This window comes from Ectobacillus ponti, assembly GCF_024294785.1.
GTDB classification, from domain to species: Bacteria; Bacillota; Bacilli; order Bacillales; family Bacillaceae_G; genus Ectobacillus; species Ectobacillus ponti.
Map to the genome: position 1 here is coordinate 346,020 of NZ_JANCLT010000004.1, position 17,905 is coordinate 363,924.

Annotated in this window: 10 protein-coding genes; 9 read left to right on the top strand and 1 reads right to left on the bottom strand. The window is 44.8% G+C overall.

What is annotated here, in order from left to right; all coding sequences use genetic code 11:
- Nucleotides 1-139 precede the first annotated feature (139 nt).
- The 7 genes from NK662_RS10635 to NK662_RS10665 all read left to right on the top strand — a co-directional run bounded on the left by NK662_RS10635 (nt 140) and on the right by NK662_RS10665 (nt 11,901).
- Nucleotides 140-769: a hypothetical protein gene (locus NK662_RS10635; protein ID WP_254758897.1), complete on the top strand. Its 630-nt coding sequence runs from the start codon at nt 140-142 to the stop codon at nt 767-769.
- 362 nt (nt 770-1,131) lie between these two features.
- Entirely contained in the window at nt 1,132-1,422 is a 291-nt protein-coding gene (locus NK662_RS10640) for a hypothetical protein (RefSeq protein ID WP_254758898.1), read from the top strand.
- Between the two features lie 193 nt (nt 1,423-1,615).
- Nucleotides 1,616-6,769, top strand: a complete 5,154-nt coding sequence (locus NK662_RS10645; protein ID WP_254758899.1) for a PDDEXK-like endonuclease domain-containing protein — start codon at nt 1,616-1,618, stop codon at nt 6,767-6,769.
- Nucleotides 6,770-7,189: 420 nt separating this feature from the next.
- On the top strand, nt 7,190-7,507 hold the full coding sequence (locus NK662_RS10650; RefSeq protein WP_254758900.1) for a hypothetical protein: 318 nt from the start codon (nt 7,190-7,192) through the stop codon (nt 7,505-7,507).
- A gap of 447 nt (nt 7,508-7,954) precedes the next feature.
- On the top strand, nt 7,955-8,968 hold the full coding sequence (locus NK662_RS10655; protein ID WP_254758901.1) for an AAA family ATPase: 1,014 nt from the start codon (nt 7,955-7,957) through the stop codon (nt 8,966-8,968).
- A gap of 13 nt (nt 8,969-8,981) precedes the next feature.
- Complete coding sequence (locus NK662_RS10660) at nt 8,982-11,432, top strand: S8 family peptidase (protein WP_254758902.1); 2,451 nt, start codon at nt 8,982-8,984, stop codon at nt 11,430-11,432.
- A gap of 193 nt (nt 11,433-11,625) precedes the next feature.
- Nucleotides 11,626-11,901, top strand: coding sequence for a hypothetical protein (locus NK662_RS10665; RefSeq protein WP_254758903.1), 276 nt, complete (start codon nt 11,626-11,628; stop codon nt 11,899-11,901).
- 277 nt (nt 11,902-12,178) lie between these two features.
- Here NK662_RS10665 and NK662_RS10670 read toward each other — a convergent pair whose 3' ends face one another.
- Entirely contained in the window at nt 12,179-15,082 is a 2,904-nt protein-coding gene (locus NK662_RS10670) for a hypothetical protein (RefSeq protein WP_254758904.1), read from the bottom strand.
- 456 nt (nt 15,083-15,538) lie between these two features.
- On the opposite strand from NK662_RS10670, the gene NK662_RS10675 reads away from it, so the two are divergent.
- Both NK662_RS10675 and NK662_RS10680 read left to right on the top strand, forming a co-directional pair.
- On the top strand, nt 15,539-16,993 hold the full coding sequence (locus NK662_RS10675) for a type I restriction-modification system subunit M (RefSeq protein ID WP_254758905.1): 1,455 nt from the start codon (nt 15,539-15,541) through the stop codon (nt 16,991-16,993).
- Nucleotides 16,990-17,901 carry a restriction endonuclease subunit S gene (locus NK662_RS10680; RefSeq protein WP_254758906.1) on the top strand — a complete coding sequence of 304 codons (912 nt, stop codon included), beginning with the start codon at nt 16,990-16,992 and terminating at the stop codon, nt 17,899-17,901. The genes NK662_RS10675 and NK662_RS10680 overlap by 4 nt, the downstream gene beginning before the upstream one ends.
- Nucleotides 17,902-17,905: the final 4 nt, after the last annotated feature.

Consider the following 17,905-nt stretch of genomic DNA (forward strand, 5'->3'; position numbering starts at 1 on the left):
AAAAGAGGGGCGGGGATTTTTTTATGTGTTTTTGAATCACTACTAGACTACAAATATATGAAAGGCTAAAAGGGTAACCGGCACAAAGAATCGGCGGATTCATCTGCCCCAACACAGACATATAGGAGTGTAGCTGACGATGGGAAAGAAGTATACAGCATTTGTAGAAGAAATTCCGCAACAAGCACCGCCAAAACAGTCAAGTGGATACACAAAGATCATTGCAATCATCCTTCTCCTTCTTGCAGGAGCCCTGTGGTTTTTCTGGGTATTTGAGAGTGAAAAGCCTACGGAAGGCAGTAGAACGGTTGAGAACGGCAATGAAGTGAAGGTCGTTTCGAACGATTTCCAAAGTGAGCGCTATAAGAGCTTTGTAAAGGAAGAAACAGAGAAGTATATCCTGCAGACTGTGCACGATTCTTATCACCATGATAAAAAGTATTTTGCAAAGTCCAGTATGGAGTATTACATAGAAAATTTCAGAAAAGCAGTGGGATTGAGCTATGATGAGAATCAGGGCTATATTTCCTTAGAAACGTTCCCGTATGTCACAGGCGATGGTTCGTCTGTCCAACATATAAGCGGTGGATCTTACACAGCAACGGTGCACCTGAAAATTATGGAGAAAGTGAATGGAAATTGTGTAAATACTGAAAACAAGACCTATACAGTAAATGGGCATGTGACAACAGAGCCCGTTAAGGTCTTGTTCCTGTTTCATTACTATAAGAAGAAATATATCGTCGATCATATGGGAGAGGGGAAATAAGGTTTTGTTGTGTAAATAAGAAAATGAAAAGACTCATTGCGGATAGCATCGCTTGATTTTTATGGTTGGATATAAAGAGTCTTCTATTAATCTGATTTATAAAGGACGGCGGACAAGTTACAATGAGATTGTGAAGATATACATAATAGCTGGATGCAACATAGAGGGTGATCGTTATGAAACAAAAAGGAAAGCAAAAACAAAAGGAACAAAGAAACTGGCGCAACATAGTCTCTCTTCTCTTCCTCGCCGGTTTTTTTGGTTCCGCTCTTATATTTTCAAATGACAGCATCTCAAAAGGGCTTGCAGGAACCGGCATCCTAATTGGATGCACAGCCTTGGTCTACAGGCGGCGGACGGGCATGCTGATGGCTTTAAGTGCGCTGGCCGCACTCCTATGGCTGCTGCTTCCTTCTATCAGGCAGGCTTCCTGGCAGGACATCATTGGCTTTCTTCCTGTTCCGGTGCTGATATACGGTCTGTTATCGGGTATACGGAAGAAGCAGGTTACGGAAAGCCGTCCGGCGGCAAAACGCGGACGAAAGCCAGCGGCTAAGAAAAAAGAGGGACAATCTCTTACCCGCAAGGCGCCAACAGGGAAAGCAAAGGCCCAGCCGGCAGTGAACAAGAAGAGCAAGGCAGCCGGAAGCTAGGAGTGGGACATAAGTAGGCAGTCTTACTGTCAATTTGTGAACAAAGGGAATATTTTTCATAAATTGACAGTTGTCATTCGACGAATTTTGACACATAAAACTGTCAGAAACCTGTAAAATGATTTGCGCTTATAAGTCTCGATATAATGAAATAGAAATACATGCGTCCAGAAGAACAAAATGGGGTGAGTCGATGAGCGCTGGCAAGGTTGAGCGTTTGTTTCAATATTTGATTGCTGTGAATGATTTGGGAAGCAAGGTAATCCGCCGCTATCAGGAATATGATTTTACCTTGCTGGATACCGAAATAGAGGAGGCCGAGAACTGCAGCCTGTTTCAAAGTGAACAGGAGGAGGTTTGGCTGGAGGTACGCAAGGTTTATATTTCAAGCGAAGAAGAAACGCCACCGCCCTATCCGCTGGAATTGGCCGGATGGCTGGCGGACGACCCGAAGGACTATAAAAAGGCTGTCATCCGAGTGAAAGACGAGCAGGACGGAGAGCTTTTTGCGGAGAAGGAAGACCGGGCTGCCTTGTATGCCGACTGGCTGGAGGAGTGGCAGTCCTGGAAAGAAGAGCTTGCCAAAAAGCAGAAGGCCAAAAAGATTTACGATGACTTCTTTAGGCTGTATCAACGCTTTGAACGGGAAGGAGAACGTCTGGAGCTAGTGTTTGGCGCGGGCATTTTGACGTGGAGAAAAACAGAAGCAATTGAACATCCCGTACTGACAGTCAGAATGGAACTGGAATTCTCCGCGGACCAAGGAGCCTTTCTCATTAAACCGTCCGCAGGCGGCATACAGACAGAACTGGAAGCATTGAGTGGCTATCCGATTCCAAATGCCACGAAAATTCAAGATATGGCTGATGCCTGGCGGGAACTAGAACCAAATGCTGCCGCGTTTACGGAGCTGGAACAGGATTTCGTGAAGTTTATTCATCTGTTGGATGCGGAGGGGAAGTATGTCCCAAATGACGATGTGTCGATCCGGCAGACGCCGCAGTTGTTTAACCGCTGCTTATTCATGCTGCGCGAAAAGAACCAGCGTGTGCTGAAAAAAGACCTGCAGCAAATTTTAGAAAAGACCCAAAGCGGCGAACTATTCCCGCCTGCTTCCATCCGTTCCTTGGTCGGCGAGAGCACAGCCCATGATGCAGGAAACAGCCATGAATGGGAGGGAGTAGGGCATGAGTTATATTTCCCGATGCCGGCCAATGAAGACCAAAGGGAGATTGCCCGCCGCATTGCCAGATCCTACGGTGTAAGTGTGCAAGGGCCGCCGGGAACAGGGAAGTCGCATACCATTGCCAACCTTGTGTCCCACCTGCTGGCACATGGAAAAAAGGTGCTGATCACGAGCCAGAAGGAGAGCCCGCTGCGCGTATTGCGCGATAAAATTCCTCAGGATATTCAAAGCCTGTGTGTGCCTGTATTGGGCGGAAGCCGTGATTCCCTGCGGGAGGTGGAGAAGTCTGTACAGGCCATCTCCGAAAACCTCGGCAGTATGGACATCGACAGACTGGGAAGAGAGATTGAGACGGCGAAAGCACAGTTGGATGCCAGCAAGCGCCGGGAAGCAGCGGCGCAAACCAAGCTGAAGCAGTATGAGCTGCGGGAGCAGGAAACCTTGCATTGGGAAGGCAAACAAATCCTGCGTGCTGATGCAGCCCGGCTGCTCCGCGAGAATACGGTTCCTTTCGACTGGATACAGGATGATCTGCCGGCAAGTGCGGACATGCCGTTGTCAGCGCAGGAATTCCAGCAGCTGTGGCAGCTTCGGGGCGAGCTTTCTCCCGCAGATTACCGCTTATTGTTATATGCATTGCCGGAAGGGATTCCAACGGCAGAGGAGTTCCAGGACCTATTGGCGGATGGGGCTGAGCGTGAGAAGCGGATGCAGGCTGCCGGAGAGGGCCTTGCCTTTGACCTGAACATTCAGCTGGACCGGGAGTATGTTACGAGCATGCTGACAGCTCTGGAATATATTATGGCATCGCGCGACATATTTGCCTCCAAGGCCTACACGTCTATTTTGCAGGATGTGGAAAGCGGCGGTGTGCGCCGGGAAACGTGGGAAGAGTTTGTCAGGGATACAGAAGAAGCCATTGGAAGCTTGCTGCGTATGAACAGGGAATTGCAGGAGCATGAGATTTCCCTGCCTGCCAAGCCGTTATTTGAGCTGAAGCAGCAGGTTGCCAAGGCAAAAGAAGCGTTCGGGCAAGGAAAGCCGGGCATGTTGTATTTTATGCTGAAGGGCAAGGACGTCAAGTATCTGTTTAAAGAGCCTGTCATTAACAAAAAGCCGGTGACTGCAGCTGCCGAATTTGATGTGCTGGAAATGTACTTGCAATTCCAAGAGCAAAAAGAGAAGCTGCTCCGCAAATGGAACAACAGCATGGAGCCCATTGGCGGCATGCTGGCGGAAGAAGCAGCGTTCATTAACAAGATTGACAATGAACTGCAGCAGATTCGCCGCATATTCGCGGTGCACGAGAAAATAGAAGCATTTCGTTCTGCTTGTGCCGAAGTGCTGCCGATCCTGAAATGGGATGAGCTTCAGACCTATGAAAGTTTGAAAGCAGCTTTCCGGCACGCAAGCGAGCAGATTAGCCTGGCAGAGTGGCAAGCAAGCTTTGAAAAGCAACGAACTGAATTAGCAGAGGGCGGAAAACGGACCGATGCCCATGAAATGTGGACGGTGCTCCTGCAGGCTTGGGATCATAAAGATACGGCCGCATGGCAACAAGCCACTCAAGCACTGGAGAACCTGCAGCGCATACATGGGAAAGCAACAGTCCTTTCCATGCTGGTTGCCAAGCTGCAGGAAGCGGCGCCGCAAACTGCAGCTTGGATTGAAGAGCAATTGGGGGCAGACCTGCCAATGCCGGCATGGACAGAGTCCTGGTCTCTGCGAACACTAGACTGTTGGCTGCATGATCTCGACTCCCTGGATGCTGACGAATTGGCGGAGGAGCTGAAGCAGGAGCGGCTGGCCCAGCAGAGGCTGACAGAGGAAATTGTGGCCAAATCCAGCTGGCGCAACCAGCTTGACAGCATCACGGAAGAGCAAAAACGCGCCCTGTCCGCCTGGAAAACGTATATTACCCGCTACGGCAAGGGAACCGGCAAGAATGCCGCCATGAACTTGCGGGAGGCGCAAAAGGAGATGGCAAAGTGCCAGGCCGCCATTCCGGTTTGGATTATGCCCATCCAGCAGGTGCTCGAGAACTTCCCGGTTACGAACGAGCCGTTTGATGTCGTGATTGTGGACGAAAGCAGCCAATGCAACATCATGTCCCTGCCTGTCCTCATGCGCGCCAAACGCGTCATCGTGGTGGGGGATGATGAGCAGATCAGCCCGTATGATATCGGGGTGCAGTCGGATGCCATTACGCATCTTGTCCAACAGTTCCTGCAAGGAATTCCGAATGCCCGCCTGTTCGACTTGCAGATTTCCCTGTACGACATTGCGGACCAGATTTTCCCGAAAGCAGGACGCCTCATGCTGAAGGAGCACTTCCGCTGCGTGCCGGAAATCATTCAGTTCTCCAACGATTTGAGCTATCACGGCAAAATGGTTCCGCTGCGCCTGCCGACACAGGCCGAAATAATCACCCCGCCGGTGCTGGCTGTGCGGGTCGAGGATGGCTACTGCTCAAATGGAACAGAGGCAGTCAATGCACCGGAGGCAGAACGCATCGTGGCTGATGTTGTTGCGATGGTGAAAGACCCTGTCTACGCCGACCAAACCATCGGCATTGTCACGCTGCAGGGAAATAAGCAGCATGAGCTGATTGAAGCGCTGCTGCGCAACGCTGTCGGGGAGCGGACCATGCTGGAACGCAAAATCCGTTGCGGCAACGCGTATGCCTTCCAGGGAGACGAGCGTGACATTATGCTCCTGTCCATGGTCATTGCGCCAAACCGCAGATTCACTTCCCTGACAAAGAAGAATTTCCAGCAAATCTTCAACGTAGCCGCAAGCCGCGCGCGCAACCAAATGCGCTTGTACCACTCCGTCGGCCTGGAGGAGTTAAAGACGGATGACCTCCGTCACCGTCTCCTTGCGTACTGCCAAAATCCGGCGCGTGTACAGCAGAAAATTGAGGACCTGGAAGCAGCCTGCGACTCGCCGTTTGAAGTGGAAGTGCTGCGCCGCATCCGCGCGAAGGGCTTCCGTGTTGTGCCGCAGGTGAAGGTGGCGGGCCGAAGAATCGACCTTGTAGTGGAAGGCCTTCGGAACCGTCTCGCTGTTGAATGTGACGGCGAAAAGTTCCATCCGCTTGAAAAATGGGAAGAAGACATGGAACGGCAATATATGCTGGAGCGCCTGGGCTGGACCTTCTGGCGTGTCCGCGGCCGGGACTTCTATCAGGACCCGGACCGGGCCATGGAAGGACTGTGGCGCAAGCTGGAAGAGATGGGGATTATGCCGTATGAGGAGAAGCTGCCGCCTGCTGAAGCAGCACAGCCATCCAGACAAGAGCAGTTTGTCCCAGAGGAACCAGCTCCGCAGCAGACTTATCATGAAAGATTGGCAGACTTGGTTGCGGAACAAAAGCAGTACCTGCACAAAAAGCCGTTCCGGGCAACCCATTTGCGGAAATCCGGGATAGAAGTAGAAGCAGTGGTATTTGCGGACGAAGCCGGGGAGGAGCACGTGCTGTACCGGTCCGAAAATCACATATTCCGTGGCCCGCTGCCGTTGGCAGAATTTATGGAGACATCCACAGCGATTCCAAGCAAGCTCGACCGGGCTGAGCGTAAAGCCCCCGAGGAAAAGCCAGCAGCTGTTGCGGCAAGCACAGCCTCAAAGCAAAAGCCAGCCGTGGAAGCAACACCTGCCAACTTCGCAGCATACTTGCGGCAAGAGGGCTATAAAATGATTGACCACCGCGACAAGGGCGGTGCCCTGTGGGTCATTGGCGGTTCGCAGCTCGAGCCACTCTTCAAGCAGCTCGAACAGCAAGGCGTCCGCTTCCGCTACATGCCGAGCGGCACCAAATCCACCTCCAACCTGCCGGGCTGGTATCTAGTCGGAGATACCGCTGTTTCCGTAAAGCCAATTGTGCGGCAGAAGGTGGAGGAAGATGATAAAGAACTGCGCTTTGGCAACGAAACCCTGTACATCTCGCCCCGCCTGCAGAAGCGGAAAATAGACGCTGCTGATTTCCCAGGCTGCCAAACTATGGTCCGCGGCCTGAAGCGTGTGTATGACATCGAGTACATCGGCAACCTCCCATCCAAAGGGGACTCCTGGCATGATGGAATCCGGGGTGTGGGGATTGTGACGGCAAGACGATTTTGGGATCATTTGGTGAGACTGGTGCAGAGGGAAGAAAGGTAATATAGGGTGAAATTTGAGCATCTAGCAAGGCACGTTTGTGTCTGTCTAGATGCTTTTTTATAGTCTGGCTCAAAGATAGGCAGATTTGTAGGCGGATTCGGAAAGTAGTTAGGGGGATTGAAGGTAGAGTGACCTCCACCCTGTCAAAGCAAAACAGCAGCGCTTCAGTATTTTAAATACGTAAGGTATAACCTGCATTATTTGAAAAGCGTTGATTTAGCAAGGTTTGTTCAGTTTGTAAATATGATAGGTAATACCTGATTTATCGAGCGGCACCATTTCGGCACCAATCATGGCACCAGCTACGGCACCACCAAAAAGTCCTCTGAAGGTTGATATGACAAGCTTTTGGGACAGGTAAGCACTACAAGGAGCACGTGCCTGTGGATTTAATAAAAAGTGAAAGAGAGGACATGTTAAATGTCTTGGTGTGTTAGAAGTTTAAAAATTATAGGGGAAGGCTTAGTGGAAGTATCTAGCGTTTGTAGCCATGAATTTGTAGAAGGACACTTTGAGGACTTCGCAGTTGTTAACCCAGAACAACAAGAAATTATCCAAGTACTAGTGTTTGCAAAACATTTATTTGAAATGCAATTTTTCGGGCAAAAGACTGAGATTTACACTATGCATTTTGTAAAAGTAAAGCAAGGTAAATTAGATTGGATTCAAGAGAGCGATTATCAGGTAATTGCATCAGTATATAATAAAAAGGTGGGTAAACAACTAAAGATAATTTAAGATTGCCGGTGCACCCATCTATGAAAAATTTGCTTGATTTTTATAGGCTTAACCTCTCGTTAATAAATGGGATCGACTTTTGGTCGGTCCTTTTTGCTTTCTGTGTATACAAAGGTCCTTTGTACGGAGACTATAGTTGTGTTAAGTTTAATTAAATCGTAAATTCTTTTTATTTATAAATAATCATATTGATGTACTGATTAATAAATTTAAGTATTCGTACAAGTTGAGTTGTGTATGTTTGAACTAGGTCCTTAATGTTGAGCAGTGAACTTAAATAAGGTACAGTTAAATTATGGATAAGATATATGGTATATTCAAATGGAGAAAGTAAGTGTAGAAAATTAGTTCGTAAAAGAGGATAATATGGGTAACACCACTAAGTATTAGTCAGGCATATACTACACAAATGGTTGGATAATGCGAATTAGGAAAGGAGGCGAGAAAATGAAGGCTGATCTTGTTGTGTCGTTGATTAAAGCTAAAGCGGATGGTGATGAAAAAGCTTTCAGTAGGATTGTTGCTCAAATTGCTGCAAATGAAGCTTCATCTGGACACGTAAAAATTGCAAATGACATAAAGAAATTGTTTGAAAAGCTGAATAGTTCCCCGGTGAGAAACTCAGCAGGAGAAGTTCAGAGTACAATAGTACCTATAGCAAAACCTACAGGAGACATGGCAAATCTCCTTCACGCAAGCTACCCTAGAGAAAAGTTCAAGCAAATGGTGCTGAGTGAAGAAAACCATACAAGTTTGGAGCGAATTCTAGAGGAACAATACCATAGGAAAGCATTTGCCTCCTACGGTTTGACACCAAGGAGGAAATTCCTACTTGTAGGTCCACCAGGGAGTGGCAAGACTATGACAGCCAAGATGCTGGCTGGAGAAATCGGACTCCCCCTCTTTGTTGTGAAACTGGAAGGGCTTCTATCCAAATATATGGGTGAAACCTTAGTCCATCTAACTGAAATTTTTAAATCTATGTCTAAGTTTCCGGGTGTATACCTATTTGATGAGTTTGATTCGATAGGGACATACAGAGGGGATTCAAGAGACATTGGTGAAGTTAGGAGAATATTGAGCACATTCCTTCAATTGATAGAAAACGACGAATCACCTAGTATTATAGTGGCTGCGACAAATTATGAACATGTTCTAGACGATGCATTATTTCGACGTTTTGATGATGTATTAGAGTTTAGTCTACCTGACAGCACGTTAGCTGAAAAATTTCTAAGGAAAAAATTTAAAGAGTACACAAGTCTGAAGGTAGACGTTGATTATAAAAAGGTTGCTTCTCTGGCTGAACAGCTTAGCTTCGCTGATATTGAGGTAGCGTGCAAAGATGCTGTTAAGATGGCTATCATGTCAGGTTCCTACAGTATTAATAATGAAGCTATTACAGAAACCGTTACAAAAAGAAAAAACGTTGCAAGTAAGCTGAAAATGTACAGGGAGTGAGGAATTGTAAAGTATGAGTAAAAGTCGAGGATTAGAACATATAAAAATCAAATCGCCACTCCCGAGAGAGTATAAAGATTCTGCAACACCACAAAATAAGAAGATACCTCTACGAGATTCGAGCCAACATGTACAGAATCTGAAAAAGCAATTAGCAGATATAAAGAAACAAGGTGTGGAAATACTATCCAAAAGAAAAAACACCACCAATGATGGAGAGGTCTTACTGACAGTCAAAGGTCAAAAAAATCAAGATTTGCTAGTTAAAGGGCTAGAAAGTAAGAAAAACAGAGTAAAAGTGGTTAAAGTCGGCATAAATAAAGATAATGAGCCGTATGCAGTTGTTAAAACATCAATCGAGGGAATGAACTTCTTTGCAAATAAGTTTCATGAATATGAGACTAATAGAACAGGAAAAGGCAGGCATTCTCATGAAGATGTTGTAAACAGTATTGAAGCGATATCCCTAGCACTCATTAAAGAGCTTTGGTCGGGTGACCCAGAAAAAATTCCCCAAGCCGATTCATCTTCCTACTGGTGGGAAGTGTGGATTGATGGAGGGAAGGATGACCGTCATTTAGCAATGACTAACAGAGAAAGCTTTCTTAAGATATGTCAAAGCCTTGAAATAATGGTCGATGAGGAGAACTTTTTGGTGTTTCCTGACAGACAGGTGATGTTAGCATATGGAAATAGTGTTTCGTTGGCAGAAGCAATTCTTCATACTTCGGCAATCGTTGAACTATGTAATCCGACAAAAGCCATAGCTGATTGGTATTTTATAAATAAAGGAGTTGACTTCGGAGGAAGAGAAGATGGATTAGCCATATTACCTCCTGAAGAAAGTTTTTCTAGAATAGCCATAATAGATACTGGAATTTCAGATGCTCACCCTTATTTGGAAAAAGCAACAAAAAAGGGAACGTTTTCTCTTGACCCTCGTGGGGATACTAGTGATTACGAAGGTCACGGCACATCTATGGCTGGAATAGCCTTATATGAGGACTTGACAAGTATTATAATGAACAAGAAAGAGTACAAGCTACCTGCTTGGATTGAGTCGATAAGAATTAACTTGGCTGATAATGACGACTCTAGGGAATTGTGGGGGAAAACTGTTGCTGACGCTGTAACGGTAGTTGAGAGAGATTCTGAGAGTGGTGTAAACCGAGTTTTTTGCATGGCAATTGGAGCCGAATCAGTGACTCTCGGAAAACCATCATCTTGGTCAGCTGCAATTGACCAACTTGCATTTAATAACGGGAAAAGCCCTCGATTATTTGTTGTATCTGCAGGAAATATTCAGGACCAATATATAAATATGGATAGCTACCCTTATAACAATCTTTCATCTCAACTAGATGATCCTGGACAAGCTCGTAATGCTATAACGGTAGGTGCGGTTACATTTTTAGACACAATTACAGAACCTAGACCGAGTTTCGATTCTATAGCAAAGAGCGGTCAAATTTCACCCTATACCAAGTCACATATACCTAAGAGCGATGCAATAAAGCCAGATATTGTTTGTGAAGGTGGAAACATTGCTCACGACGGTACATTTTCATCTTCTGGGGTTGAGGGCTTATGCTTAGTGACGACGGATAGAAACTTTACAAATATGTTATTTACGACATTTTGGGCCACAAGTGCTGCAACTGCTCACGCAACACGGCTTGTGGCCCAGATTTGGAATGAGAATCCAAGGTACAAATCTGAAACTGTAAGAGGGCTTCTAATACATTCCGCTTCTTGGACTGACCAAATGCGTGCGCAGTTTAAAAACAAGAGAGACTTGTTCAGAACATGCGGATATGGTGTGCCGAATTTAGAATTTGCGCTAAAAAGTTCAAGGTCATCTGTAACTCTAATTTCAGAAACTAAATTACGAGTTTCCTATAATGAAATGGTTCCAGGAAAGCGAAAGATGAAGAAGGGAAAAATGAAACGGGATATCTTAATATACGAGTTGCCATGGCCTGAGGATGTGCTGCTAAAATTAGGAGAGCAAAAGGTAGAGTTAAGGGTTACACTTTCCTATTTTATTGAACCAAACCCCAAGAATACGCTCTCAAAATATGAAGGTGCAGGTTTGAAATGGGACTTAAAAGGAACTGCGGAGTCAGATGAAGAGTTCTTTAAAAGAATAAATGCCGCAGAAAGAGATGAAGATGAGAAGGGTTTTAGGAGTCCTGATGGTTGGGAGGTTGGAATCCAGCAGAGGAGCAGGGGGTCTGTGCAATCAGATCGGTGGATCGGGACTGCAGCAAGCTTGGCATCAAGAAATAAGGTCGCAGTTTTTTCTAGTTATGGATGGTGGCGTGACAATCCAGCTAAGCATCCGAATCCGGAAGTCCCCTTTTCTCTTATAGTGACTATCACTGCTTTACAATCAGATATAGATCTCTACACCGAAATTTTAAACAATGTTAAAATTCAGAACATGAACATTCTTACAACATAAATATGTTCTTTTCCGCCTGCTACTGCTTTCACAGGCGGTCTTTTATTTTCTCTACGGTCTTACACTTTTTCTTAGGTAGAATTCTTGCGATCCATAGTACAAAAGCGTTCTTCTTGTAATTGACTGCAAAGACCATTATCTTCTAACTAAGAATGATGTATGCTTATAATGTAACAGCAAAGGGGATGATATAATGAGATACATTCGTAAACCAAAATCTTTACTTGCGCCCCCCGCACCAAGCAAGCGTTCCTTACATAAGGGATACGGTCTGAAACGAAGGCTACAAGAGAGGAAGAAGGAAGCAATTAGAAAAGCTAAGCTCAATTCTTACCTCAACCAAAGGACTGCCGCATCTTTTGATATATTTGAATTAGTGAAGGACATCTCTGTATCTCCAGTGGGAGCTAACGGCGCATTGCTTTTAAACAGGAATAATCCTAAAGACCGTGAATGGATGGAAGATTAATATTTCTTTCTGTAATTCAATCTTATAAATAGATGTGTCAAAAATCAGCCAAAATGAGAATGCAATAACTCAGAAGAGACCTGCAATTTCTTGCATTCATCCCAAACTGCTCCCTATTCATTTTGGTATGGTCTGGTGCGTTTTTGAGGCAAATCCGCACCGTGCATCATCTTTTATAGCCGCTTGAGAGAGATAGGCTAACTTATTTGCGGGATTCATCGCTGAAGAGGGAAGATGCTGCAGATAATTTGGCTGTTAAGCAAAGAAGACATGGCCGTTAAACGAGGACCATGTCTTTTGCTTTTTGCACAGGCTGCACAGCTACTTTGCTGTAAGTGCGAGCATTAAACTCTGTGATAGAATACTGCGCTAGAAGTTGTGAGAACAGTTCCATCTTTTGAATTCGCTGAAACTGTTTCTTTCCTGCAGGCCCCTCTAGTGCTAATTCACTCCGTAACTCACTTTTCTTCAATTTATGACCTACAGGGAGTGATGAAAAGAGGTCCTCACATTTTGAGTACCAATTTGGCATGGCTTGCTCAGAAAGCCAAACGCAGCACTTAGAATTGATAAAATAGTCTTGAAGCAGCTGAAGAAATACCTGATCTTTGGTAGGGATGTAGACCTGTACGGGCGATGTATTGCTCCTGTTGCGAATTGCTACACGACAAATATCTTGAATCGTATAAACTAGCTGATCATTCAGCTTAAAGGCTTCAAGGTCCACATTCTTAAACCTCCTAGCATGATGCTTAGAGGAGAGCGTTCCGGTTTCGGCAGCTTGTCCATATATCTTTTCAAATCTAGAGATGTAATACGCATCTCCTTTGTTTTGAATGCCTGCTAGTATCAAGGCTGTGCAATGAGCGTACTTGTTTGACCCTTTCACATTACCGTAGTGATTTACCATCACAGCCCCCCGCTTGATTTCATCTGCAAGCTGTTCTTCCAGGTAGTGTCTATACTGCTTGTAGCATAGAACCAAAACATTCTGTTCATCGGCCAGATTACGGGCGGTGTTTGCAATATCATCTAGAAGCTTAGGGTTGCTCTGTAAGACAGATTTGCTCATTGTCAGGGGTGCAGCATGGAACGTAAGCAAGTTGTAGTCACGCACCCTTGGTGTTTGCAGTACCTTGATATTCTGGGCGGAACGATACTCCATATCATGTGCAGCGGTGCCATCCAAGATAAGGGTCGTAAAGTCTTCTAATGCATAATGATGGTCTCTTGAGAAATGAACGGTAAGATCGCTGAACGAATTCTTGCTTACCAGCCCGCCGTTCTGTAGCAAGTACTCAATTTGATTCAAAATGCCTGCATTTTTCCCTCGATAATGCTTGTACCAAACAGATTGAATATCAAATGAAGAATAATTGGCAGCAGGCTTCAGCACTCTATCTATGCTCAGGCAATCCATAATGTCTTCCCTTAATTGTCCTATCGTTTTCCTTATTAGCTCTACTTTGGTAGAGTCTATGTGCATGGCCATCGCATTCACGTTGAACAGGAAGATGTCTAAGTCACCTAGCCCCAGCCCATGTGTGGAAATGAGAGTAGGCTTTTCATCAACAATGAGTAAATTTCTCTCATATGTCTTTCCATCAATGTTTCTCCATGTCTTGTATTTGTTTAGACCCCCGCCATCCATTGTTAACCGTGCGTGAGAGATGATGACGATAGGGTGGTTTTGCTGGTCTTGGTATTTCCTCGTAATCGGACAGCGTTTGAGCTCTGGGCAGCCACGACATACACCAAATTCGTACTCCGTCAAATTTTGCTTGCAATGCTCGGAAGTAAAGGCACTTTCCATGACATATGCAGCCTCATTGAAGCGATAACTTGGAACATCAGGGTTCCAATCCACTTTTGTACGATACTTACCAAGGGAGCGAGCTAGTGCCTTTGCTGTTTCTATACGCTCAACCACTATAATACAGCCAGCGTTTGCTACATCGTTCTGTAGATGGTAACGCACCAGTGTTTCCATGAATGTACTCTTGCCGCCCCCCGGCTCAAGGGGACAAATCATAATCTCCCGTTGGTTGGAATGAACATAGTTAATCATGCTTCGGTAAATGTCATTACTTTTAGAATCAACAGTAATGTTTCTTTCATTCATGACATCATGGATGTTTTGTAAAATCTTTTCAGTATGGGGAGAATCGGAATGCAAGTACGTCTCCATGGGAATGTAGTCGGAACTGCCCATTTTCTCTAGTGTGATGCCTTCATATCGCCGCTTGTGAATCGCTTGTTCTAGTGTATCAAAGAATGGAACCATTTTATCCCACTTCTTGTAATCAACAAGCCAACGAAGGGGTTTGCCGCCCCCTGCTTCACATTTTTCTTTGCTTGAGCAGTAAAAGAACAGGGAATCCTTAAATAGAACTGCGGAGGGAGTGGAGTCATCATGTACAGGGCATTGTACGGAAATTCTATCTCCACGGTCAATCTGCATCAGACCTTCGCTGTCCATGTATTCAGAAAATGATGTTAGTACTTGCTGGTGTTCTGGGAAGTTGCTGTAATCTAAAACAGGGTTGCTAGGTCGGTGTATTTTTTCTGTTTGAGGAAAAGCCTGAGCTATCTCTTCTTGGGTGTATACATTTTCAGGCTCAAACAGAATTACCTCTTCTGTAAATACCTGCTCTTTCCAGTGCTTATAGTTGTTAGTGAAAGGCAGGCGAAGCGCATACTGTGGGGTATTAACAGCCTGGTCAGCGTGAAAAAAGTCCACTAGCTGCTGATTGACATTCTTATAGTGAGATTTAGATTGTTGAAATGCGTTTAAATCCCAATAAGCATCAGTGACTCTGTAGAACACCTTGTGCCCTGCTCTACCCCTGTACACTAATGTGGGACGAAGTGGGGCGGAGAGAACCCTTTCCCATTGCTCGTCCTTACTCCCGCCTCCCTCATCAATGTCTACAAAGTGCCAGCGTATCTCTGTAATGTCATTCACTCTGGCGGAGCCATTGGGATAAAAGCATAGAGAACGTTTTTGATTCTCCGTCATTGTAAGTAGCCGTGTTAGTTCTGCATCGAGATCTGTCATGCTTAACAATTGAATGGAGTCTGGAAAGCTTCTTTGAACATTTTTGTCATCATTATATGAAAGAATGCGGAATGGCTGTCCTTCCACATGAAAGTATAGAATTGCATCTTTTAAATTCTTCATAGTTAGTTTACCCTCCAAAGTAAAAGGGGACATTTTCTTATACACATATAGAAAAATGTCGCCTTTGTAATGTAGGGAGTCATGTTCGTCCCCTGTATGTGTTTATACGAATACCGGGGGATGAAGTTAAGGAGAAGGTGCTTTGTTAAATTATTCAAGTTTAGTTAGCGTTGATAAATCCTTGTAATATCAGGCTATCTTGTAGAATGTTTTAAGCGTCTTAATGGTGTCTATATTTACACAGCACAGATAAATAAGCAGAGAGCGTGTATCAATGACTAACATAATGCGCTTCCTTGCAAATAAACCATAATCTCCTGAATTATTCGGAAATAATAAGTATTTTGTGAGCTTGAACAAACAAGTTTTTACCTTCTGTACGCCTTCGTTGTTGTATGCCCTAACTCTATCGGTTTTGATATAATGGAATAGATCAAAAAAATAGGGGGCCATCCATTGATTACAGGTGAATTGAAAAACAGAGTTGATAAAATATGGGAAGCATTTTGGACTGGGGGTATTACCAATCCATTAACTGTCATTGAACAGTTCACATATTTACTTTTCATTAAGTCTTTAGATGACATTGAAACGACTAAAGAAAATGAAGCCATGTTTCTTGGATTTGAGCATGAGGGGCTGTTTCCAAAGGATAAGCAGCACTTGAGATGGAGTAAGTTCAAGAACCTAGGACCGGAGCAGATGTTTGAGATTGTATCCAGAGAGGTATTTCCATTCATCAAGAACCTACATGGAGATAATGATTCAGCATATGCCAAGTACATGGGCGATGCCATGTTCTTGATTCCAACGCCGAACATGCTCGTGAAGATTGTAGAAGGTATCGGGAATGTTCCGATGGACAGCCGAGATACGAAGGGAGACCTGTATGAGTATCTGTTGTCTAAGGTTGCTACGGCAGGAACGAATGGGCAGTTCCGTACACCTCGCCACATTATTGATATGATGGTTGAGTTAATGAAGCCAACACCAGAGGATATTGTGGTAGACCCGGCGGCGGGGACGGCAGGATTTCTTGTTTCAGTGGGGGAGTATTTACGCAGAAACCACTCTGACTTGTTCCTTGTGCAAGGATTGAAGGAACACTTCAATAACGATATGTTTTATGGCTTTGATATGGACCGGACGATGCTGCGTATCGGGGCAATGAACATGATGCAGCATGGTATTGAGAATCCAAACATTGAGTATCGGGATTCTCTTTCAGAACAGAACAGCGATAAAGAGAAGTACACACTTGTTTTGGCAAATCCACCATTCAAGGGGTCATTGGATTATGAAGCGGTAGCACCGGACTTGCTGAAGGTTACGAAAACGAAGAAAACAGAACTGTTGTTCTTGGCGCTATTCTTGCGGATGCTGAAGGCTGGGGGCCGGTGTGCGGTGATTGTGCCGGATGGGGTGCTGTTTGGAAGCTCTACAGCTCACAAAGCAATTCGTAAAGAAATTGTGGATAAGCATAAGTTAGAAGCAGTTATTTCCATGCCGAGCGGTGTATTTAAGCCGTATGCAGGGGTTTCTACAGCTATTCTTATCTTTACCAAGACAGGTGTTGGCGGAACGGACAATGTTTGGTTTTATGATATGAAGGCAGATGGTTATTCATTGGATGATAAGAGGAATCCAATTGAGGCCAATGACATTCCTGATATTGTTGCTCGCTTCCATGCGTTGGACAAGGAAGTTGACCGTAAGCGTACAGAGCAGTCTTTCTTTGTGTCGGTAAAGGATATTGAGGGGAATGGGTATGACCTGAGTATCAACCGTTATAAGGAAGTTAAATATGAGGAAGTGCAGTATAAAGACCCAAGAGCAATTCTTACGGAAATTCAGGAGTTAGAGGAAGCGATTATGCAAGGCTTGTCTGAATTGGAGGGGCTGATTGGATGAGACCTGATTGGACTGTTCGTAAGATAAAAGATTTCACAAAGGTAATGAGCGGTGGTACCCCTCGTACCTCGGTGAAGGAGTATTATGATGGTGGAGAAATAGGTTGGATAACGCCAGCAGATTTAACTGGTTACGATAAGTCTACAATAGCCAAAGGTAAAAGAAACATAACAGAATTGGGGCTGAGAAGCAGTTCTGCTAAGCTTCTACCTACAGGAACGGTTCTTTTTTCGTCACGAGCACCCATTGGACATGTGGCCATTGCAGAGCAAGAGTTAGCAACGAACCAAGGATTCAAAAATATACTGCCTTCAGAGTTCCATGACCCGAAGTATCTATATTGGTATTTAAAGAGCATTAAGCAGGAAATTGAATTAAAAGCTAGCGGTACAACATTTAAAGAAATCTCTGCAAGTGAGATGGGGGAAATAGAGATTGTTCTTCCGCCTGCTGGTGAACAGCGTAGAATAGCTGCTGTACTGGACAAGGCAAAATGCTTAATTGACCAAAGGAGACAATTAATAGCAAAGCTTGATGAATTGGTACAGACAACCTTCTTGCATATGTTCGGTGACATATCAACTAACCCAAGGGATTGGCCTATAAAAGAGTTCAACTACTTTGCAAGTATTGATACAAAGATGATTAACGATTTTCAAAATTACGCAGAGTATCCACACATTGGAATTGATAGCATAGAGAAGAATACGGGAAAATTACTGGGTTACAGAACTGTGGCTGAGGATAATTTGACAAGCGGGAAATATCTTTTTACGCCAGAACATATCATATACAGCAAAATTCGTCCTTACCTAAACAAGGTAGCTGTACCGAATGTTTTTTGCAAGCAGAAAGTGCAGAGAATTGCAGCGAAAAGTGCAGAGGCTTGCCGCTCCGTTTTTTATTAAAAAT

What these genes read in the sequence shown, in the direction of transcription:
- NK662_RS10635 (WP_254758897.1), top strand. Translation starts at nt 140, where the DNA reads ATGGGAAAGAAGTATACAGCATTTGTAGAAGAAATTCCGCAACAAGCA.
- NK662_RS10640 (WP_254758898.1), top strand. Translation starts at nt 1,132, where the DNA reads ATGCTGATGGCTTTAAGTGCGCTGGCCGCACTCCTATGGCTGCTGCTT.
- NK662_RS10645 (WP_254758899.1), top strand. Translation starts at nt 1,616, where the DNA reads ATGAGCGCTGGCAAGGTTGAGCGTTTGTTTCAATATTTGATTGCTGTG.
- NK662_RS10650 (WP_254758900.1), top strand. Translation starts at nt 7,190, where the DNA reads ATGTCTTGGTGTGTTAGAAGTTTAAAAATTATAGGGGAAGGCTTAGTG.
- NK662_RS10655 (WP_254758901.1), top strand. Translation starts at nt 7,955, where the DNA reads ATGAAGGCTGATCTTGTTGTGTCGTTGATTAAAGCTAAAGCGGATGGT.
- NK662_RS10660 (WP_254758902.1), top strand. Translation starts at nt 8,982, where the DNA reads ATGAGTAAAAGTCGAGGATTAGAACATATAAAAATCAAATCGCCACTC.
- NK662_RS10665 (WP_254758903.1), top strand. Translation starts at nt 11,626, where the DNA reads ATGAGATACATTCGTAAACCAAAATCTTTACTTGCGCCCCCCGCACCA.
- NK662_RS10670 (WP_254758904.1), bottom strand. Translation starts at nt 15,082, where the DNA reads ATGAAGAATTTAAAAGATGCAATTCTATACTTTCATGTGGAAGGACAG.
- NK662_RS10680 (WP_254758906.1), top strand. Translation starts at nt 16,990, where the DNA reads ATGAGACCTGATTGGACTGTTCGTAAGATAAAAGATTTCACAAAGGTA.